Below are 21,685 nucleotides of genomic sequence, written 5' to 3'. Positions count from 1 at the left end.
CTCGCACGGGGGCATCCTGCGTAGAGTCAGAGCGAACCTGTTACCGGTCACAGCCGACGCGGACGCGTCGGGACCGCGCCCGATCAATGAGGATGGCACCGCAGCATGACGACCCCCGCCTGGCCGCGACTGGATGGCATCGCCTATGGCGGTGACTACAACCCGGAGCAGTGGCCCCGCGAGGTGTGGGACGAGGACGTGCGACTCATGCGCGAGGCCGGCGTCACCATGGTGAGCATCGGCATCTTCTCCTGGGGGCTCCTCGAGGTCCGCGAGGGCGAGTTCGACTTCGCGTGGCTCGACGACATCATCGCGCTGCTGCACGCGAACGGAATCGCCGTCGACCTCGGCACTCCCACGGCGTCTCCCCCGGCATGGTTCTTCGCGCAGTACCCCGACGCTCGTGCAGTCACAAAGGACGGCGTCCCGCTCGGGTTCGGAGCTCGCGGCATGGTGTCGCACTCGGCGCCCGAGTACCGCACCGCGATCGACCGGATCGCCGGCGCCCTGGCCGAACGCTACAGCGACCACCCGGCCGTCGTCCTCTGGCACATCCACAACGAGTACGGGGTCCCCGTCGGCGAGGACTTCTCCCCTCACTCCGTTCGCGCGTGGCGACGTTGGCTGCAGGACAAGTACGGCTCCATCGCCGGTCTCAACGCCGCGTGGGGAACCGCCTTCTGGGGCCAGCATTACGAGGAGTGGGACCACGTCGGCGCGCCCGCGACCGCCCCGTCGACGATCAACCCCGCGCAGAAGCTCGACTGGGCACGGTTCACCGACGAGATGCTGCGCGAGTGCTTCCGCATCGAGAAGGCCGCGATCCGGGCGCACGCGTCGCAGCCGATCACGACGAACTTCATGGCCAACCAGCACCACGGCGTCGATCTCTGGGCATGGGCCGATGAGGTGGACATCGTCTCCGACGACCACTACCTGTGGGCTGCAGACGTCGAAGGCGAGATCGGACTCGCGATCGCCGCCGACCTCAGCCGTTCGGTCGGGGACGGGAAGCCCTGGATCCTCATGGAGCACTCGACGTCGGCCGTCAACTGGCAGCCGCGGAACGTCGCGAAGCGACCGGGAGAGATGGCCCGCAACTCCCTCAGCCACTTCGGCCGAGGGGCCGACGGCATCCTCTTCTTCCAGTGGCGCGCCGGACGCTCGGGCGCGGAGAAGTTCCACTCCGCGATGCTCCCCCATGCCGGCACCGAGTCACGCGTGTTCCGCGAGGTCGTGGACCTCGGCGGCAAGCTCGGTCGCCTGGCCGAGGTGCAGGGATCGCGCGTCGAGGCCGACGTGGCCGTTCTGTGGGACTTCGAGTCCTTCTGGGCGCAGGACCTCGAGTGGCGCCCGTCCGAGGACGTCAGCCACGACGAGCGCATCCGTGCCTTCTACGAGCGACTCTGGCGAGACGACATCACGGTCGACTTCGCACTCCCCGGCCACGACCTGTCGCGCTACCGCCTGGTGGTCGTCCCGTCGCAGTACCTGCTGACCGCTCGGGATGCCGCGAACCTGACGGCCTACGTCGCCCAGGGCGGCACGCTCGTGGTCTCCTTCTTCTCCGCCGTGGTCGATGAGAACGACGCCGTCCACCCGGGCGGCTACGGCGCCGTGCTGGCGGAGGCTCTCGGCGTCCGCGTCGAGGAGCACCTGCCGCTGCGGGAAGGACACGTCACCGGCATCCGCGTCGACGACCAGGTCTTCGCCGCCGACGTCTGGCAGGAGGATCTCGTCGTCACCACCGCCGACGTCCGCGCGACCTACACCGCCGGTCCCGCAGAGGGACGCCCCGCCGTGACGCGGAACGTCCATGGTGAGGGCGTCGGCTGGTACATCAGCACGCGACCGGATGCCGATGGCCTCCGCGCGATCATGCGCGAGGTCTACGCCGATGCGGGTGTCGACGTGCCGGCCACGCCCGCCGGCGTGGAGACGATCGTGCGACGAGGAACCGACGCGGACTATCTCATCGCGATCAACCACGACACCCGTGAGGTGTCGCTCACGGCCTCCGGAACCGACCTGCTGACGCAGGCCGACGTCCGGGACACGCTGGTGCTGGCAGGAGGCGACGTCGCCGTCGTCCGCCTGGCGCACACAGCCCCCCGGGGGGATCGATGACCGATCACCCCACGACGGGACACCGTCGACAGCACTGAGAGAACCGTCGCGGCCACCCGGCAGCGGCGATCACACACCGGTCGTGACGACGCGACCTCGACAGAGGCCCCGTCGGATCGACCACATCCGGAAGGAAGATCCATGCGCAAGATGGGTATCGGCATCGCCGCACTGGCGGCCGGCTCCCTGCTGCTGGCCGGTTGCGCCGGCGGCAGCGGCACCACCACCCCGGCACCGGCGGAGTCGCAGGCTCCGATCGACGCGAGCGGCGTGACCCTCACCGTCTGGACCGACGAGAACCGCAAGCCCGCGATCGAGGCCGCAGCGAAGACCTTCGAGGACGAGACGGGCGCGAAGATCGAACTCGTCCAGAAGAACTTCGAGGACATCCGCAACGACTTCACCAACCAGGTCCCCACCGGCGAAGGCCCCGACATCACGATCGGTGCACACGACTGGCTGGGCAGCCTCGTTCAAGCAGGTGTCGTGGCCACCGTCGACCTCGGCGAGTCCGCAGCGAACTTCGAGAAGGTCGCCACCGACGCGTTCACCTACGACGGCCAGACCTACGCGCTGCCGTACTCGCTCGAGACGATCGCCCTCGTACAGAACACCGACTTGGTCGGCGAGGACGCGCCCGCAACGTGGGACGACATGATCGCGGCGGCCAAGAAGGCGGGCGCCGAGCGCCCCGTCGTCATCAACACCGCCGGCCAGACCGGTGACGCGTACACGATGTACGGGTTCCAGACCTCGTTCGGCGCCCCGGTCTTCGTCCAGGACGACTCGGGGTCGTACACGGCAGAGGTCGGTATGGGCGGCGGGGCCGGCGACGCCTTCGCCGAATGGCTCAGTGCGAACGGCGAGAAGGGCTCGGGGGACATCTCGACCACGATCGACTACGACACCAACAACGAGCTGTTCGCCTCCGGCAAGGCCGCCTACACGATCCAGGGCCCGTGGGCCGTCGAGGCGCTCACCGCACAGGGCGCGAAGATCAAGGTCAACCCGATCCCCTCGGCCGGTGACGAGACGGCATCACCGTTCGTCGGCGTGCAGGGCTTCTACATCAGCGCGGAGAGCAAGAACGCGCTCGTCGCGCAGGAGTTCCTCACGAAGTACCTCGCGACCTACGACGCGCAGAAGGCGCTCTACGAGGCCGACCCGCGCATCCCGGCCTGGTCCGACCTCGCCGAGGAGGTCTCCTCCGACCCGGTGATCGCCGGATTCGTCGCCTCGTCGCAGAACGGCGTGCCCATGCCGAACATCCCCCAGATGGGATCCGTCTGGGACCTCTGGAACGCCGCTCAGGTCCAGATCATCAAGGGCGCGGACCCCAAGGCGACATGGACCACCATGGTCGCCGACCTCGAGAAGACCATCGGCTGACACGCTTCCGGGGGCGGGGCGGCGACGCCCCGCCCCCGGAGACCACTTTCCTCGAGAGGGAGACGACATGACGGCTCTGCAGAGCCCCACCCTGCCGGATGAGGTATCACCGCCGGCCGAATCGCACGCCCGACGCTGGTCGGGCCTCGGCTGGGGATTCCTCGTCAAGCTGGTCCTCATGGGCCTCATCAACGCGGTGGGCCTGCTGGGCATCATCGCCGCGTTCCAGGCGGAGTCCTGGATCGTGTTCGGCGTCGCCCTGGCGCTGCTCCTCGCCGCCGACGTCGTCTACTTCACCAAGCGGGCGCTTCCGATGAAGTACCTGCTGCCGGGACTGTCGTTCCTGCTCGTGTTCCAGGTGTTCATCTTCCTGTACACCGGCTACATCGCCTTCACGAACTACGGCGCCGGCCACATCGGCTCGCAGGACCAGGCCGTCGCCGCCTCGCTCGCTCAGGGCGAGCGTCGTGTCGAAGGCGCGCCCACCCTCCCCCTCACCGTCGTGGAGCGCGGTGGCGACCTCGGCTTCGCCGTCGTCGAGGACGGCCAGCTGCTGGCCGGCTCCGCCGACGACCCGCTCAGCGTGGTCGGGCCGGCCCCGGCATCCGGTGCCGCGACCGAGGTCCCGGGATGGAACGTCGTCCCCCGCAACCAGATCATCGGCGACCAGGCGACGCAGCAAGCAGTCATCGACCTCCGCGTGCCGGTCTCTGACGACCCCAACGACGGATCGATCCGCACCCGCGACGGCTCGAGCGGCGCAACCTACCTCTCGACGATGACGTGGGATGCCGAGTCGCAGACCATCACCGACAGCGCGACCGGCCTCGTCTACACCGCGAGCCCCACCGGCAACTTCGTCGCCGACGACGGTACGACGCTGCCCACGGGCTGGGTCGTGAACGTCGGCTTCTCGAACTTCGTCGAGCTGTTCACGAACCCCGCGATCCTCGAACCGCTCGGACTCGTGACGGGGTGGACCTTCGTCTGGGCGGTCCTGTCCGTGCTCATCCCGTTCGCGATGGGCCTCGTGTTCGCCCTCATCTTCAACGACCCGCGCGTGCGCGGTCGCAAAGTGCTGCGGACGCTGTTCATCCTCCCGTACGCGTTCCCGGCCTTCATGTCCGCGCTGCTGTTCCGCGGCATGTTCAACGCCGAGTTCGGCGTCATCAACGAGTTCTTCTTCGGCGGTGCGAACATCGACTGGCTCGGCGATCCGTGGCTCGCCCGCGCAGCGGTGCTGTTCGTCAACGTCTGGCTCACGTACCCGTACTACTTCCTCGTGTGCACCGGCGCGCTGCAGGCGCTCCCCCAGGACGCGCTCGAAGCGGCGTCGATCGACGGGGCGGGCCGGTTCCGCCAGCTCCGCTCGATCATCCTGCCGCTCGTGCTGGTCTCCACCGCGCCGCTGCTGATCTCGTCGTTCGCGTTCAGCTTCAACAACTTCACGATCATCTACATGTTCAACAACGGCGGCCCGGCCATCCCCGGTGCCCCGTACGCACTCGGGTACACCGACATCCTGATCTCGGCGATCTACGACATCTCCGGCGTCTCGGGCGGCGCAGCCGACTACGGCCTTGCCAGCGCCCTGTCGATCCTCGTGTTCATCGTCGTGGGCGTCGTATCGGCCCTCGCGTTCCGTCAGACCAAGAAGCTCGAGGAGTACCAGTGATGTCCGCTCCCTCCACCGCCGCGACCACCGCGACGATCACGACCGGTTCTTCCGTGACACGCACCGCCGCCCTCCGTCCCGCGCAGCGCAAGCGCTGGGTGCTCGAGGTCGGGTGGAAGTATCTCGTGGCCGCGGGCATCCTCTTCTACGCGATGTTCCCGCTCGTGTACATCCTGTCGGCGTCGTTCAACCCGGGCGGCACCCTGTCGGCGGCGAACGCTCTGTTCTCGGTCATCGACATCGGCAACTACACGGCCCTGTCGGGTACGAGCTACTGGGCCTGGTACGGCAACACGCTCATCGTGGGCGGGGCCTCGGCGGCCGGAGCCGTCCTCATGGGTGCGGCGGCCGCATACGCGTTCTCCCGCTTCCGCTTCACGGGACGTCGCATCAGCCTGACGGCGCTGCTCATCGTCCAGATGTTCCCGCAGGCGCTCGCCTTCGTCGCGATCTTCCTCATGCTGCTGACCCTCGGCGAGGTGTTCCCGATCCTCGGGCTCAACTCCAAGATCGCGCTCATCTGCGTCTACCTCGGTGGCGCACTGGGCGTGAACACGTTCCTCATGTACGGGTTCTTCAACACGATCCCGATGGAGATCGACGAGTCGGCGAAGATCGACGGCGCCACGCACGCCCAGATCTTCTGGCGACTCATCATGCCGCTCGTGACCCCGATCCTCGCCGTCGTCGGCCTCCTCGCCTTCATCGCGGCGTTCGGCGATTACATCATCGCGAAGATCGTCCTCGTGTCCGAGGACAACTGGACCCTCGCGGTCGGCATGTTCCAGTGGGTCTCGAACCAGCTCGCCAGCAACTGGGGTCTGTTCGCCGCCGGAGCGATCCTGGCCTCGATCCCGGTACTGGCGCTGTTCCTGTCGCTGCAGCGCTACATCGTCGGCGGCCTGACGGCCGGGTCCGTCAAGGGCTGAGCGGCCTCTTCGCCGCGACTGCGGCGCGGTAGAGGTCTCGCGAGGGCAGTCCGGTCTCTCGCGAGACCTCACCCGCGGCATCCTTCAAGCGCACTCCCGACGCCACGAGGGCCTGCACCTGCGCGACGGCATCGTCTTCGCTGATCGCGCGGACGCTCGCCCCCTCGACGACGACGACGATCTCGCCGCGGACGCCCTCCTCCGCCCACGTCGCGAGCTCACCGAGAGGCGCGCGGACGACCTCCTCGTGCAGTTTCGTGAGCTCACGGCAGACGGCGGCGCGGCGATCGGCGCCGAACGCCTCGGCCATCGCGGTGAGCGTGTCGGCGAGGCGGGACGGGGCCTCGAAGAAGACCATCGTCCGCGCTTCCGAAGCCAGTGCGCCGAACACGGTCCGGCGCTCGCCCGCTTTCCGGGGGGCGAAGCCCTCGAACGTGAACCGATCCGTGGGCAGACCTGCGAGAGCGAGAGCGGTGATGACCGCGCTCGGCCCGGGGAGGGCCGTCACGTCGACACCGCGCTCGACGGCCTCCGCGACCACGGCATAGCCCGGATCGCTGACCGTCGGCATCCCGGCGTCGCTCAGCAGGAGCACATCCTGCTCCGCGGCGAGCGCGACGAGCTCGGCGGCCCGCTGCTTCTCGTTGTGGTCGTGAAGCGCGATGAGCCGGGGCCGGTTCGCGATCCCGAGTGCCTGCAGCAGGCGCTGGGTGGTCCGGGTGTCCTCGGCGGCGACGATCGTCGCCTCTTCGAGTGCGGTGCGGAGGCGACCCGTCGCGTCGCCCAGATTTCCGATCGGGGTCGCGGCGAGGATCAGCACCGCCCCAGCATAGGCTGGTCGCCGTGAGCTCGACCGCGGAACCGCTGCTGCCCGCGGTCTCGCCGCGTCCCCGTCTCGACGCCCGCCTCGACGGGTTGCGGACCCGAATCGCCACGACCCCCGCGATGTCCTGGATCGCGCCCCTGGTCGTCACCGTCCTCGCCGGCATCCTACGGTTCTGGAACGTCGGGCATCCGCACGCGATCGTCTTCGACGAGACCTACTACGTGAAGGATGCCTGGAGCCAGTGGAACCTCGGCTACGCCGCCACCTGGCCCGATGACGCCGACCAGCGCTTCGCCGCGGGCGAGACGGGCATCTACGACCGGGAACCCAGCTTCGCGGTGCACCCTCCTCTCGGGAAATACCTCATCGGTGCGGGGATGGCCCTGTTCGGCCCGACCTCGTCCTTCGGGTGGCGTTTCGCCGTGGCGCTCGCCGGCACTCTCGCGGTCCTCGTCCTGTATCTCATCGCGTGGCAGCTGAGCCGGTCGATCGTCTTCAGCTCGGTCGCGGCGGGCCTCATGGCCGTCGACGGCCTCGCGATCGTCATGAGCCGTGTCGCGATCCTCGACATCCTGCTCACCTTCTTCGTCCTCCTGGCCGTGTGGTTCGCGCTCCTCGATCGACGGCGACACCTCGACCGCCTCGCGCAGGCGATGCTGCGGCGGGATGCCGCGGGCCGCGCTCCGTGGTGGGGGCCGGTGCTGTGGGGCCGGCCGTGGCTGTTCGCGGCGGGGATCGCGGGCGGCGCGGCGTGCGGTGTGAAGTGGTCCGGCGCCTGGGTGCTCGCCGCTCTCGGCCTGTACGCCGTCGTCAGCGACGCCCTCGCGCGTCGACGACTCGGTGTTTTCTTCTGGCCGGCGGATGCCGTCCGTCAAGGCGCGGCCGCATTCGTCCTCCTCGTGCCTGGCGCCGTCCTCGTCTACCTGTCGACCTGGATCGGCTGGTTGACGAGCGACGGTGGATACGGCCGACACGCCGTCGACGGCACTCCGGCGCAGGGATTCTGGTCATGGGTTCCGCTCCCGCTTCAGAACCTCTGGCACTATCACGAGACGATCTACACCGCGACGGCCGAGATCACCTCGTCTCACCCGTACGCGAGCCCCGCGTGGCAGTGGCCCCTCCTGCTCCGCCCGACCTCGATGTACGTGGGGAACACCGCCGACGGCACCGACGGCTGCGCGAGCGTGCGAGGCTGCATCGAGATCCTCTACTCGATGCCGAATCCGCTCCTGTGGTGGCTCGGGGTCCTCGCCGTGCTGTGGCTGGCCGTGCAGAGTGTGCGCACGCGCGACTGGCGGGCCGCGATCATCCTCGTCGCCGTGGTCTCGACCTACGTGCCGTGGCTGTTCTACCCCAGCCGGACGATCTTCCAGTTTTATACCGTGCTGATCCTCCCCTTCATGCTGCTTGCACTGACGTTCGCGCTGCGCATGCTGTGGGATGCCGGTCGCCGCGACTCTTTCCGCCGCCTCGCGGCACGTCGCAGCCTCCTCGCCGCCCTCGCGCTGATCGTCGCCGTCTCGGTGTTCTGGTACCCCCTGTGGTCCGCCATCAGCGTGCCCTACGAGTTCTACTGGACGCACAACTGGCTGCCCGGATGGGTGTGAGCACCACCGCTCACTAGGCTGAGCACGTGTTCCGCTACCCCACCCCGACGCTCGCCGCCGAGGCGGGGTATGCCATCGCCGGCGATCGGTTCGCCATCCTGCTCGGACCGAGTGTCGCCGAAGGCGTGATCGCGCGCCTGTGGAACGCCGCCGCGACCGAGACCGCGGTGCTCGAAGACGTCCTCAGCGTGCTGGTGGCGGGCGGCATCCACGACCTTCCCGACTTCGCTGTCGCGGAGTTCCCCGACGATGAGACGCAGCCGGTGCGGGTGGCTGTCCGCGGCGCGGCCATCGTCGAGACGTCCGATCGCACGCGCGTGTCGGGCGCCGACGCGCGGACATGGATCGAGACCGCGCTCGCGGGGGCCGTCGGCATCCGCCTGCTCCTCGGGACGGGTCGCCCCGGCGGCGATCTGCTCCCCCTCGGACTCGGAGCCACGCGGGCCGACGAACTGTCGTGGGGACGCCCCTTCCCGGCGGGACGAGAACCCGATGCCGAGGTGACCCCGGCTGCCGAGGGCGAGGAGCCTCCGGGAACGCTCGCGCCCGTGACGGTCGCCGTCCCGACCATCGTGTCGACCGTCGCCGCCGCCCCGCCGACTCCGCCCATCCGGGGCGAGGAGATCGACGTCCTCCAGACCATCTCCGTCGACCGCAGCCTGTTCGCCCGTCCGTTCGACGACGACGATGAGCTCGAACTGCCCGACTTCCTCCGCGAGGACGAGAGTCACGACGTGCCCGACGACCGCACCCTGTTCGGGTCGCGTCGATCGACGCCCGTGAGGAGCTACGCCCTGCGCCTCCCCGGGGGGCGCACCGTACCCCTCGACCGACCCGTGGTCCTCGGCCGTGGGCCGCGGGCCGGGAAGCACCCCGGCGCCCGGATCGAGCAGGTCTCCTCACCGCACAAGGAGATCTCGGGAACGCACCTCGAGGCCACGCTCGACGGCGAGACGCTCGTCGTCCGCGACCTCGACTCGACCAACGGCACGATCGTCCGTCCGCCGTCCGGCGCAGCCGCGCTCCTCCGCGGCGGCGCGGCGTCGCGCGTGCCGCTCGGCACGGAGCTCGATCTCGGTGACGGCGTGACCGCGGTGTTCGACACGCTCGACTCCTCGACGGCGGGGTGACCGACCCCGTGTCCAACCGGCTCCCCTCCACTCCGCCCGGCCTCTCGGGGTTCACCTACGTCCGCCCGCTCGGCGCGGGTGGCTTCGCCGACGTGTTCCTCTTCGAACAGAACCTGCCCCGCCGCCCCGTGGCCGTGAAGGTGCTCCTGGAAGACGTCGTCGACGAGAACGTGCTCCGCATGTTCAACGCCGAGGCCGATGTCATGGCCCGCCTGAGTGCGCACCCCTCGATCATCACGATCCACGAGGCGTCGGTCTCCGCCGACGGCCGGCCGTATCTCGTGATGGAACACTGTCCGACGTCGTTCACCCACCGGTACCGGCGCGAGGAGATCCCCGTCGCCGAGGTGCTGCAACTCGGGGTCAAGATCGGGTCAGCCCTTGAGACCGCCCACCGGGCCGGGCTCCTGCACCGCGACATCAAACCCTCCAACATCCTGGTCACCGCCTTCGGATCCCCCGTCCTGTCGGACTTCGGCATCGCCACCGCCGTCGAGGCGCGCCCCGACACCGAAGAGGTCTTCGCGATGTCGGTGCCCTGGTCAGCCCCGGAGATCGTCGACGAACGGATCTCGGGATCGATCGCGGCCGAAGTGTGGAGCCTGGGCGCCACGGTCTACTCCCTCCTCGCCGGCCGCAGTCCCTTCGAGCGACCCGGTCGCGGGCAGAACACCCGCGATCAGCTCAAGGCCCGCATCCGCAAGGCCGTGTACACCCCCATCGGCCGCCCCGACGTGCCGGCGGAGCTGGATGCCGTCCTCGCCCGCGCACTCAGCCGCGATCCGTCCGCCCGCCACCCCTCCGCTGCCGCGTTCGCGCACGATCTGCAGATGATCCAGCACCGTATGGGCGTCCCTCACACGCCCCTCGAAGTCGCGGTCGACGAGTGGGCCGCCGCCGGTGCGGCCGTCGATTTCGGCGATGACCGTCCGCGCGGTCCCGTCCGCCCCGCGGTCGCCTACGAGTCGGCCCGGCCCGAGCGTCGCCGGGCGACACCGCTTCGACGCCCCGACGAGGGAACGATCCTCGCGGGTGCACAACCGGCATCCGGGTTGCGGCGCAGCACCGCCATCGCACTGATCGCGGGAGCGAGCGTCCTGGTCGCCCTCGCCGGAGCGGCGACGACGTTCTTCCTTCTCGGCGGGGCGAACTGAATGGCGCGCACGACCGGGGAGCGACCACGGGTGCGACGGTCGACATGGATCGGTGCCGGCGCGGTGACCGCGGTCATCGCCGTCGTCGCGACCCTGGCCGTCGTCTGGCCGGGGTACGACGCGCAGCAGACGCCCGTCGAGGACCCGACCGTGTGGGCGCTGCAGACCGGCGCGGGAAGCGGCTACGCCCGCGTCAACCTGGATCTCGGCGAGATCGACACCGTCAAGCAGGTCGTCAACGGCACCCAGGTCGCGCAGACCTCCGACAGGTTGTTCGTGTTCAGCGAAGGCGGCTCGGCCTTCTCCGATGTCGACCTCGCCCAGCCTGCTGACCTCACCGGTGAGGAAGAGGACTCCTCGGCTCCCACTCCGGCGGGAACCGTCGAGATCGTCACGGCCGGCGACGCGATCGTCTACCGCACCGAGGGTGGCGGGGTCTTCGGCGCCACCCTCTCCAGCGGCGGCGCCGCCTCACCCATCGATCCCTACGCCGAGATCGACCGCGCCGCCGACGAGGAGGCCCCGCGGTTCGTGGCTTCGGCCGTCGCCGTCGATGCGAACGGCATCGCCTACGCCTACTCCGCCGTCGAGAAGGTGGTCGTCCGAGCCGAAGCCGCCACGGGTCGCGTCCTCGATCGGGAGGAGACCCCCATCGGACCGGCAGACGCGCAGCTCAGTGCGGTCGCCGGTCGGTGGGTCCTCTACGACGTCACGACGGGCGACATCGCGATCCAGGGCCGCGACGACATCGTGCCGACGACACCCGTGACGGGCGCGCTCCTCCAGCGCGCCGCGACGGGAGGCGACGGTGTGGTCATCGCCGATCCCGCGGGCATCACCCGGGTTCCCCTCGATTCCGGCGGCGCCGAACGACCGCTCGACTCCCCCGGTCTCGGCGCGCCCGCCGTGCCCGTGGCGGAGGGCGGCACCGTTCACGCTGCCTGGCTCGGTGACGGCACCGGTGGCGGCGCCCTCTGGTCGAGTAGCCGACCGACTGAACAGACCCCGCTGGACTACGCGGGCGCGGACATCGGCGACGGCGTCGATCCGGTCTTCGTCGGCAACGGCTCGCGCCTCGCGCTCAACGACCGAGGGTCGGGCTGGGTGTGGCGCGTTCCCGACGGCGCGCTCATCCCGTCGTCGCAGCAGTGGCGCCTCGAGGACACGAGCGAGGCCGCGCCCAACGACGACGACGTCGTCGAACGGGTACTCGACCCGAAGCCTCCCGTCGCCGTCGACGACGAGTTCGGGGTGCGTGCCGGTTCCGTGGCGCTCCTGCCCGTCCTCCTCAACGACTACGACCCGAACGAGGACGTCCTCAGCATCGACGTCGCCGGTTTCGACGGGGTGGATGCCGCCTTCGGAACCGCGACCGTGACCGGCGCCGAGCAGCAGATCGCCGTGAACGTCGCCCCCGATGCGACGGGCACAACGACGTTCCGCTATCGCGTCACCGACGGCACGTCTACCGGCGGCCGCCTCTCGGAGCACGCGACCGTGACCGTCCGCGTCGTCCCGGAGGAGGACAACTCGGCCCCGGTATGGTGCGGCGTCCCCGGATGCCTCGCCACGTGGCCCACGCTCTCGGTCGCCCCCGGCGGCACGGTGTCGGCGGACCTCCTGCGCGGCTGGGTCGACCCCGACGGTGACCCCGTCTATCTCGCAGGCATCGACGGCGCCCCCTCGATCGGGACCGCGACGACCTCGCCCGAGGGTGAGTTCAGCTACCAGCATCCCGATCCGAGTGCGACCGAGGCTGCCAGCGTCCCGATCTCCGTCGTGGTGTCCGATGCGCGGGGCAAGACGACGACGCAGGCCGTGACGGTGCAGGTCACACCCGCGCCCGACCTCCAAGCCGAGTCCTTCGCCGTGACGGGCGTGGCCGGCGAGCCGCTCGACGTCGACCTCACCCCCTACGTCACGGGAGCGGCGGGACCACTCACCCTCGGCTCCCTCGTCGCGCTCGACGCCGACCGCGCCACCGTCACCCCCAACGCCTCGGCACTCCGGATGAGCTTCGAGGCACGGGAGGCCGGCTCGTACGTCGTGCAGTATTCGGTGCGCGACGGGGTCGCCGAGGCATCCGCCATCGCGCGCGTGACCGTCCGCGAACCGGCCGACACGGTCGTGACCACCCCGCCCCTGACCGCGTTCGTCCGCCCCGGCGAGGATGCGACGATCGACGTCGCCTCGGCCGCCGCGAACCCCGCCGGGGTCGTGCTGCTCCTCGAGGACATCCGACCCGACAGCGACCCGACCGCGTCGCTGAGTGTCGACCTCGTCGGGCAGAGCCTGCTGCGCGTGAGCGGGACGACAGACGACGGCGCCCCAGGGCGCCTCGGGGTCGTGCGCTACCGGCTGACCGACGGCGGGCAGGACGGCCCGACGGCGGAGGGTGAGCTCACCGTCATCCTTCTTCCGGCCGGCTCGGCGGAGCAGCCCATCGCGGTCGACGACGCGGTGACCGTCCGCGGCGGCACTCAGGTCGACATCCCGGTCCTCGACAACGATCACGCCCCCGCGGGAGCGCTCATCGCCATCGATCCGTCCTCGATCGTGAACGAGACGGGCGGCGGGCTCGCGTTCGCCTCGGGCCGGACGCTCCGCTACCTGGCCCCGCGCGACGCGGGCACGTACGCCCTGACGTACACGATCTACCGGTTGGGCTTCCCCGAGGTGGTCGACACCGCGCGCGTGAGCGTGACCGTCACGAGCGGCGACGACAACCGCGACCCGGTCCCCCGCACGCTCGTCGGACGCGTCGTCGCAGGTCAGGCCATCACGATCGGCTTCGACCGTTTCGCCGTAGACCCCGATGGCGACGACGTCACGCTCGACACCATCACGTCGCAACCCGCCCAGGGGTCGGCGACGATCTCGGCGGACGGCCAGTCGATCGTCTACTCCAGCAGCGAGGGCACGTCCGGTCAGGTGCGCTTCGGGTATCAGGTGAAGGATGCCCGCGGCCGGACGGGCGCCGGCGAGGTGCGCATCGGCGTCATCGCCCGACAGAGCGACCCGAGCCCGGTGACGTTCAGCGACTACGTGCAGGTGCAGGCCGGCGTCGACAGCACCGTCGTCGTCCGGCCCGCCGACAACGACGTCGACCCGTTCGGCAGCCCTCTGGAGCTCACCGACGTCACCCCGAACGCCCCCGAGGACAGTCCCGAGTACGCGGCGCTCGCGGACCGCATCACCGTCGACGACGGCGCGGTGAGGGTCGTGGCGGGTACCGCGCTCGGCACGTTCTCGTACTCGTACGCCGTCGCCAACGAGGACGGCGACACCGCGATCGGCCTCCTCGTCGTCAAGGTCGTCCGCGATCCCGTGCCCGACCACCCCGTGGTCTCCGACACCGTCCTGACCCTCGAGGACCGCGACCGGTTCCCGAGCGGCGTCGACGTGCTGAGCGGCCGGGTCGCGTGGAACGGCGGCGACCCGTCGACACTCACGCTCCGCCTGTGGGGCGACCCCGACGGGCTTCGAGTCTCGGGATGGAAGATCGCCGGCGCTCTCCCCGAGCAGAGCCGGCTGATCCCGTTCGAAGTGACCGGTACCGGCTACGACGGCGCCGAGGTGACGACGTACGGGTTCCTCCGCGTCCCGGGGACGCAGGAGACCCGCCTCACCCTCCGCGCCGGCATCGAGCCGCTCCGCGTGAAGGAGGGCGAGGCCGTGGAGGCGGACCTCGGCAACCTCGTGGTCCTCCCCGCGGGCGCTGTGCTCGTCCTCGACGGCACCGGCACCAAGGCGGGCGGTGCGCGAGAGGATGCCTCCTGCCGCGTCGTGTCGGGCACCGTCATCCGCTATACGGCGGGGCGCGGCGCACCTTGGAGCGATGCATGCATCGTCGCCGCGCGGCTCGCCGGACAGGACGCCCCCACGATCCTCACCCTCCCCGTCCAGGTCGAGGCCGAAACCCCGCAGCCGTCCCTCCGGAGCGCCTCTCTCGGCGTCCGTCCGGGGCAGACACAGACCTACGACCTGACACGCATGGTCCGCTGGGCGGGCGTCGCCGACGAGGGCGCCCTCCGCTTCGACGTCGCGTACTCCGGCGATCAGTTCGACGTGACCGCGAAGGGCTCCGTCGTGACGGTGACCGCGCGGGATGCCGCTCGGCCGGGACGCGAGGACGAGGTGACCATATCGCTCCCGAGCCATCCCGACGCGTCGGCGGCGTCCCTCGTCCTCACGGTGGGTCCCTCCCCGTCGACGCTTCCCCGCGGCGGCTCGGCGGTGAAGACGTGTTCGCAGTCCGACGGTCAGTCCTCCTGCACGATCGACGTCGTCGGAGTGGAGGGCGAGGTCAATCCGCTCCCCAGCACGGCGCTGCGCGTCGTTGCAGCGGCGAGCGCCGGCAACTGCGAGGGCGTCCGCTTCTCCCCGGCGGGCGACAGCGCCGTACGCGCCAGCTGGAGCGCTGACTCGGAAGGTGCTGCGCGCTGCGCGGGAACATTCGTCGTCGAGGACGCCCAGGGTCGGCAGTCCAGCGGCGACCGCAATGGGTCGATCGTCCTCGACCTGCGCGGGCTCCCCGCCAACCCGACGCGCCTCGAATGGACCTCTTACACGGACAGCTCCGTGTCGCTCCGCGTGATGTCGGATGCCCGTTCGTACCCGACGGTCCAGGGGTACCGGATCACGACGGGCGGGCGCGAGATCGCGACGTGTCCCGCGTCGGGTGTGTGCGCACCGATCACCGCCCCGGTAGGCGAGCAGCGCGTGTACGAAGCGCGCGCGCTCAACGACGTCGGCACCTCGCGCGGCGCGGTCCGCACCGAGGCGTGGGCGTACCGTCCGCCCTCCCGTCCCGCCGGTGCGGATTTCGTCCCTGTCCCGAACGGGCGCGACGGCGGAGTCGCGACGGTCACCGTGACCGGGCTCGACGACACGACCGGGAGCGTCCGGCTCTCCGGCGGTGTCGCCGGCAGCGCGACCCAGCCGGTCAGCGGGGGTACCGCGACCTTCCCGGGATACCGCGTCGGGGCGAACGAGCCCACGGTGCTGACCGCGACGCCGCTCACCGAGTTCGAGCTCCCCCCGATCGCGGGTGGCTCCACGGAGGGCCGATCGATCGATCTCCGCGCGCACGGCGTGGGCGCTCCGGCCGTCGAGCTCTCCGCTTCGACCACGTCGGACACGATGACGGTGGCGGTGCGGGTGACGGGCGAGAGCTCCGGAACCGAAACGCTCTACGGCTACAGCGAGACGTCGGCGGCCACGTGCACGCCCGACACCCGGGAGTCGCGCCGGACCTTCCCCGCCGCCGCGTTCCTGCAGAAGACCGTGTTCGTCTGCGTCACGAGCACCTACAGCGGCGCAGCAGGCTTCGGGGTCACGTCGGACCAGATCACCGCGCGCCCGACCGGCAACGTCGCGGCGCCCGGAGAGCTCACCTACTCCGTGGCATCCACCCCCGTCGGCGACCAGGGCTCCGGGTTCACCTACGCCGCCAGCGGTCACAGCGATCCGGGCGCGCCACCGTTCGACGGCGCACGTCTGCGATACCGGCTCAACGGGTCCCCCGCCGACTCCTTCGTCCCCCGCGTCAACGCACCGGGCGACCGGTGGAGCGCCGTGTGGTGCGACACCTTCCTCGGTTTCGACAGCGAATGCTCCGACCCCACTCCGATCGTGGCGGCACGCGGCAGTGCCGACTGGCCGGTCTACGTCGCCACCGACGACGTGCCGTCGTGCCGGTCCGACGAGGCCGTCCGGGACTGGTTCCCGCGCGGAATCGGCGCCGACGTCGCGGGCGTCCGCAAGGATGTGACCGACGGAGAACTCGGTCCGCTGCGCGTCGACTACACGCTCAGCTGGCGGGGCGCGCTGAAAGAACTCCAGTCCGTGACGGTCGGAGTCGACTGCGAGCAGATCGTGCCCGAGCCGGATCCCGAGCCCGAGGCCCCCGACACCACGCCGCCGGCGCCGTGAGCGTCTCGCACGCACGGAGCACCCGCACCCCCGAGAGGAACACGATGACGATCACCCAGGAGCAGAGCGCCTGGTTCGCCGAGACCTTCACCACGCTCGTCGACAACGTGGAGCAGGTCGTGCTCGGCAAGCGCCACGTCATCGAGCTGGCCTTCACCACAATGGTGTCCGAGGGTCATCTGCTGCTGGAGGACTACCCGGGTACCGGCAAGACCTCTCTCGCGCGGGCCATGGGGCGATCGGTCCAGGGGACGAGCTCGCGCATCCAGTTCACCCCCGATCTCCTCCCCGGCGACGTCACCGGCATCACCGTCTACGACCAGCGCCGTGGAGAGTTCGAGTTCCACCAGGGGCCGATCTTCGCGAACATCGTGCTCGCCGATGAGATCAACCGCGCGTCGCCGAAGACCCAGTCGGCGCTGCTCGAAGTGATGGAAGAGGGCCACGTCACGGTCGACGGCATCACGCGGGATGTCGGGGTCCCGTTCCTCGTCGTCGCGACCCAGAACCCGGTTGAACAGGCCGGCACCTACCGACTCCCCGAAGCCCAGCTCGACCGCTTCCTGCTGAAGACCTCGCTCGGCTACCCGGACCACGCCGCCACGATCCGGATCCTGGAGGGGTCCGGTGACGCGGCGAAGGAGGTCGACCCCGTCATCACGCCGCAGGGCGTCGTCAGCCTCGCTGACATCGCGCGCGGCGGCTACCTGCATCCGCTCGTGCTCGACTACATCGCCCGTCTCGTCGAGGCGACGCGCCTGGCCCGCGAAGTGCGCCTCGGGGTGAGCGTCCGCGGTGCGCTCGCCCTCACGAAGGCTGCGCGCACGTGGGCGCTCGCGCACGGGCGCACCTACGTCACGCCCGACGATGTGAAGGCGCTTGCGGTGCCCGTCCTCGCGCACAGGTTGATCCTCGACCCGGAGGCCGAGTTCGACGGTGTCACCGCCGAGGCGGTCATCGGGCAGGTGCTCCTGGACGTCGTGCCCCCCTCGCAGCAGGAGCGTCTCAGCGACCGCAGTCAGCGAGAGAACGTGTGAGCTCCCCGACCGAGTCCCGCCTCACCCGCACGTCTGCGGCGACGGCCTACACCCGCACGGGCTTCGGCTCGACGCGTTCGACGCGGTCCACGACGGACCTCGCCGTTCGCGGGGTGCAGGGATGGCGGCGACTGCGTCGCACCGCCGCCCGAGTCGCGCGGGCGGTGGCCGACACGGTCTCGCCCGCGGGATGGGTCGTCGTCGGCGTCGCCCTCGCGGGACTGGTCTGCGGACTCGGCTTCGGCTGGCTGGAGTTCGCCGTCGCCGGCGGCGCGGCTCTGCTCCTGCTCGCCCTCTCGGTGCCGTTCCTCTTCGGCGCCCGGGCGTACGAGGTCACCCTGCGACTCGCCCACGATCGGGTCGTCGCCGGCACGCCCGTCGAGGGGGCCCTCGTCGTCTCGAACGTCGGTCGCCGCACGGCGCTCCCGGGCCGGGTGGACCTCCCCGTGGGCGAGGGACTCGTCGACGTCCACGTTCCGCTCCTCCGCCCGGGACACGACATCTCCGAGACCGTCGTGATTCCGACGCTCCGCCGCGGCGTCATCACCATCGGGCCGGCGCGGACGGTCCGCGGAGACCCCCTCGGCATCCTCACCCGGGAGGCGACCTGGCAGGAGACCCACACCCTCTACGTCCACCCCGTGACGACAGCGCTTCGGAGTACGGCGACCGGCCTCATCCGGGATCTCGAGGGGAGCCCGTCCCGACGGATCGTCGACGCCGACTTCTCGTTCCACGCCCTCCGCCCTTACGTGCCGGGCGACTCCCCGCGCCAGATCCATTGGAAGTCGACGGCCAAGACGGGCGCGATGATGGTGCGCCAGTACGAGGAGACTCGCCGCTCCCGCATGATCCTCGTGCTCGGTCTCGGTGGCGACGAGTACGCCGACGATGACGAGTTCGAGCTCGCGGTCAGCGCCACGGCCTCCATCGGCGTCCGTGGGATCCGCGACGGGCGCGACGTCGACGTCGTGGCGGGCGCGGAGATCCCCGAGTTCGCGCGGAACCGGATGCGGACATTCCGCACGCTCACGACGATCTCCTCCCGCACCCTCCTCGACGACCTCGCCGGCATCGACCGCGGCGAGAACCCGAGTCCGCTCCGTGACGTGGCCACGCTCGCCTCGGGCCGGCATCCGGATGCCTCCATCGCCTTCCTCGTCTGCGGGTCGACGCTGACACCCGCGCAGCTGCAGAGCGCGGCGCTCGCCTTCGGCAGCGAGGTCGCCGTCATCGCCCTCGTGTGCGCGCCGACCGCGACCCCCGGCATCCGACGCCTCGGCGGGATGACCGTCGTCTCGATCGGGCTGCTCGACGACCTCCGGCAACTTCTCGCGAAGGGCGGCAAATCGTGACGTCCCCGACGTCTCGTCGTGACGCCCGCCGACGCCGAGCCGCCCCGTCCCGGGTGGGCTTCTTCGTCGGTCAGGCGATCGCCGTCGATCTCATCCTCGCCGTCGGCGCGGTCGCCGCGTGGCCCATCTACCGGAGTGCGGCGTTCGTGATCGCGGTGTGCGTGGGGATCACCGCTGGCCACATCGTCGCCGCGGCGGGCGTCCGGTGGCGGTGGTCGGGGTGGTGGGTCGCTCTCGCCGCGCTCGGCGCCTATCTCGTCGTCGGCGTCCCCGTCGCCGCCCCCGGCTCACTCATGTCCCCCGACGCGGCCGTCCGCGCCCTGGTGAGCGTCGCCACGGCGCCGGTGACCGGGTGGAAGGACCTCCTCACCCTCGAGCTTCCCCTCGGCAGCTACCAGGCGACGCTCGCGCCCGCGTTCCTGCTCGTGCTCGCCTGCGCCGCGGCTGCGCTCTCGATCGCGTGGCGCAGCACGAGATGGTGGATGCCGGCGATCGCCGTCGCCCTCGTCCCCACCGCCTTCGGAGTCGTCTTCGGTGCGCGCTCGCTCGCCCCACCGCTTCGTCTCGGCCCCGTGTCCCTGCAGCCCGAGACCCTCGTGGGGGCGTTGGCCATCGCCACTGCACTCGTCGCGGTGATCTGGCGGACGGCGCACGACCGGCGCCGCGCCCTCGCGACCGCCGCGGCCGCGACGGGCGTCGTCCGGGGTGGCCGGAGCCGCGGGACCGTCGCCCGCACGGCCACCGCGGCGGGGATGGTCGTCGTCGCCACCGCTGCCGCCGCCGCCTGGGGACCGTGGGCGCTCGCCGGTCAGCCGCGCGACGTCGCGCGGAGCGTCGTCGACCCGGTGCTCGAGCTCGAACGTGCTCCCAGCCCACTTGCCGCCTACCGCGCCTCCTTCACAGACGAGCGGTACGACGAGGTTCTCTTCACCGTCTCGGCTCCCGCGGGGATCGACCGGGTACGCCTGTCGACCCTGCCGTTCTACGACGGTCGCACGGTACGCGCGATCGATCCGGACTCCGGTCCCACCGATCCGACGACGGCTTTCACCCGTGTACCGTCCAGCCTCACAGACGGCGACGCGAATGCCGCAGTCGTCACGGTCCGGATGGGAGCGGGCGCGGGGATCTGGGTGCCCACCGTGGGCGCGCTCCGAGCAGTCTCGTTCGAGGGCGCTCGTGCCGCAGACCTCTCCGACGGCTTCTTCCACAACGCCGCCACGGGAGCCGCGATCGAGCTGGCCGACGGCGGCCTGCGCGAGGAAGACACCTACGAACTCGCCACACTCCCGGAGGGGACCACCGAGTCGGTCTCGTCCCTCACCCCCGCCCGGAGCGGACCGTCGCTGCCCGCGGAAGTCGTCCCTGCGTCCCTCTCGGAGTGGATCGAGAAGCAGGAGGCGGGCTCCGGGGGTGCGGCACTCGAGACCCTTCTCGACCGGCTCCGCTCCCGCGGGTACCTCAGCCATGCGCTGCAGCTGACGGCGGGCGAAACGCCGGCCTGGCTGCGCGAGCTCGGCGGGGACGGGTTCCAGTCCTCGCGCGCCGGCCACTCCGCCGACCGGATCGGCGCGCTGTTCACCCAGCTGCTCGACCGCGAGGCGGACGCCCCCGGAGGGACCGACACCGACCTCGTCGCCGCCGTCGGCGACGACGAGCAGTTCGCCGTCGCCGGAATGCTCATCGCCGACCAGCTCGGATTCGACTCCCGGGTCGTCGTCGGTGCCCGTCTCGCGTCGGACGAGGACCTGCCGGTCTGCGACGAGGGCGCGTGCCGCGGCGGAGACCTGGCGGCGTGGATCGAGGTGCAGGACGCCGCGGGCCGCTGGGTCCCCGTCGATGTGACCCCGCAGCACGAGAGCTTCCCCTCACCCGACCTCGAGCAGCGCCGCGACCCGGAGAACCCGACCGACGTCCGCCGCGACGAGGCCGAACCGGTGCTGCCCGCGGGGGCGTCGCCGGCCGACGGAGATCGTCCGACCGAGGATGCCGCCGATCAGGAGGCCGACCTCACGGCCCTCTGGACGGCGGTACGGGCCGGCGGCATCTCGCTGCTCGCCGTGATCGTCCTGGTCGGACCCCTCGTCACGATCCTCGGCGTGAAGGCTCTCCGCCGGCGCGGACGGCGGCGGCGCGATTCCGTCGCGGAGCGGTTCACCGGCGGGTGGGAGGAGTACGTCGACACGGCCGTCGACCACGGCTACCCCGCCCCCGTCCACCTCACCCGCCAGGAGCTCGCCCGCCTGTTCGCCGGTGAGGACGGGGCCGGTGCCGGTGCAGGTACCGAAGAGACGGGAACAGAGGGGGCAGGAACGCGACTGGCGACCTGGGCGGACAGGTCCGTCTTCGATGTCACCCCGCCCACTGCAGCCGAGAACGAGGAGTTCTGGCGGATCGTCGCAGCGGAGCGGGCGCGGTTCGCCGCCGAGAAGGGCGCGTGGGCACGTTTTCGGGCGCGCCTGTCGCTGCGGTCGTTGCTGCCGCGCAGACGTGCCCGGCGCAGATAGTGTGTGCGATGC

General features: G+C 70.8%; 12 protein-coding genes. 11 read left to right on the top strand and 1 reads right to left on the bottom strand.

Annotation, left to right across the window (positions count from 1 at the left end; all coding sequences use genetic code 11):
* Positions 1 to 105 precede the first annotated feature (105 nt).
* The 4 genes from MO1_RS05585 to MO1_RS05570 all read left to right on the top strand — a co-directional run bounded on the left by MO1_RS05585 (position 106) and on the right by MO1_RS05570 (position 6,120).
* Positions 106 to 2,127 (top strand): beta-galactosidase, encoded by a 2,022-nt coding sequence (locus MO1_RS05585; RefSeq protein WP_060915441.1) that lies wholly within the window; start codon positions 106 to 108, stop codon positions 2,125 to 2,127.
* Between the two features lie 141 nt (positions 2,128 to 2,268).
* On the top strand, positions 2,269 to 3,516 hold the full coding sequence (locus MO1_RS05580; RefSeq protein ID WP_060915440.1) for a sugar ABC transporter substrate-binding protein: 1,248 nt from the start codon (positions 2,269 to 2,271) through the stop codon (positions 3,514 to 3,516).
* Positions 3,517 to 3,583: 67 nt separating this feature from the next.
* The gene (locus MO1_RS05575; RefSeq protein ID WP_036312188.1) at positions 3,584 to 5,191 is read left to right on the top strand and encodes an ABC transporter permease subunit; all 1,608 of its coding nucleotides are present in this window, start codon (positions 3,584 to 3,586) and stop codon (positions 5,189 to 5,191) included.
* Positions 5,191 to 6,120, top strand: coding sequence for a sugar ABC transporter permease (locus tag MO1_RS05570; protein WP_036312186.1), 930 nt, complete (start codon positions 5,191 to 5,193; stop codon positions 6,118 to 6,120). The genes MO1_RS05575 and MO1_RS05570 overlap by 1 nt, the downstream gene beginning before the upstream one ends.
* On the opposite strand, the gene rsmI is transcribed toward MO1_RS05570, so the two are convergent.
* A complete protein-coding gene (rsmI, locus tag MO1_RS05565) occupies positions 6,110 to 6,940 on the bottom strand; it encodes a 16S rRNA (cytidine(1402)-2'-O)-methyltransferase (RefSeq protein WP_060915439.1) in 831 nt (276 codons plus the stop codon). The genes MO1_RS05570 and rsmI overlap by 11 nt on opposite strands.
* A 23-nt stretch (positions 6,941 to 6,963) precedes the next feature.
* Here rsmI and MO1_RS05560 point away from each other — a divergent pair, with 23 nt between their 5' ends.
* From MO1_RS05560 to MO1_RS05530, 7 genes are read left to right on the top strand one after another with little or no spacing between them, the layout of a single operon-like run.
* Positions 6,964 to 8,556, top strand: coding sequence for a dolichyl-phosphate-mannose--protein mannosyltransferase (locus MO1_RS05560; RefSeq protein WP_060915438.1), 1,593 nt, complete (start codon positions 6,964 to 6,966; stop codon positions 8,554 to 8,556).
* Between the two features lie 26 nt (positions 8,557 to 8,582).
* Entirely contained in the window at positions 8,583 to 9,686 is a 1,104-nt protein-coding gene (locus MO1_RS05555) for an FHA domain-containing protein (protein ID WP_036312180.1), read from the top strand.
* Positions 9,683 to 10,840 carry a serine/threonine-protein kinase gene (locus MO1_RS05550; RefSeq protein ID WP_060915437.1) on the top strand — a complete coding sequence of 386 codons (1,158 nt, stop codon included), beginning with the start codon at positions 9,683 to 9,685 and terminating at the stop codon, positions 10,838 to 10,840. The genes MO1_RS05555 and MO1_RS05550 overlap by 4 nt, the downstream gene beginning before the upstream one ends.
* Positions 10,841 to 16,774: an Ig-like domain-containing protein gene (locus MO1_RS05545; RefSeq protein WP_060915436.1), complete on the top strand. Its 5,934-nt coding sequence runs from the start codon at positions 10,841 to 10,843 to the stop codon at positions 16,772 to 16,774.
* A 44-nt stretch (positions 16,775 to 16,818) separates the two neighbouring features.
* Positions 16,819 to 17,811, top strand: coding sequence for an AAA family ATPase (locus MO1_RS05540; protein WP_036312176.1), 993 nt, complete (start codon positions 16,819 to 16,821; stop codon positions 17,809 to 17,811).
* Complete coding sequence (locus MO1_RS05535) at positions 17,808 to 19,166, top strand: DUF58 domain-containing protein (RefSeq protein ID WP_060915435.1); 1,359 nt, start codon at positions 17,808 to 17,810, stop codon at positions 19,164 to 19,166. Before MO1_RS05540 ends, MO1_RS05535 begins: the two co-directional genes overlap by 4 nt.
* On the top strand, positions 19,163 to 21,673 hold the full coding sequence (locus MO1_RS05530) for a transglutaminase domain-containing protein (protein WP_060915434.1): 2,511 nt from the start codon (positions 19,163 to 19,165) through the stop codon (positions 21,671 to 21,673). Before MO1_RS05535 ends, MO1_RS05530 begins: the two co-directional genes overlap by 4 nt.
* Positions 21,674 to 21,685 lie beyond the last annotated feature (12 nt).

It is taken from the genome of Microbacterium oleivorans NBRC 103075 (genome assembly GCF_001552475.1).
Lineage (GTDB): Bacteria > Actinomycetota > Actinomycetes > Actinomycetales > Microbacteriaceae > Microbacterium > Microbacterium oleivorans.
Note: the sequence above shows the minus strand (reverse complement) of the source record. Positions and strands in the feature narration are given on the sequence as shown.

What these genes read in the sequence shown, in the direction of transcription:
- MO1_RS05575 (WP_036312188.1), top strand. Translation starts at nt 3,584, where the DNA reads ATGACGGCTCTGCAGAGCCCCACCCTGCCGGATGAGGTATCACCGCCG.
- MO1_RS05540 (WP_036312176.1), top strand. Translation starts at nt 16,819, where the DNA reads ATGACGATCACCCAGGAGCAGAGCGCCTGGTTCGCCGAGACCTTCACC.
- MO1_RS05580 (WP_060915440.1), top strand. Translation starts at nt 2,269, where the DNA reads ATGCGCAAGATGGGTATCGGCATCGCCGCACTGGCGGCCGGCTCCCTG.
- MO1_RS05570 (WP_036312186.1), top strand. Translation starts at nt 5,191, where the DNA reads ATGTCCGCTCCCTCCACCGCCGCGACCACCGCGACGATCACGACCGGT.
- MO1_RS05545 (WP_060915436.1), top strand. Translation starts at nt 10,841, where the DNA reads ATGGCGCGCACGACCGGGGAGCGACCACGGGTGCGACGGTCGACATGG.
- MO1_RS05585 (WP_060915441.1), top strand. Translation starts at nt 106, where the DNA reads ATGACGACCCCCGCCTGGCCGCGACTGGATGGCATCGCCTATGGCGGT.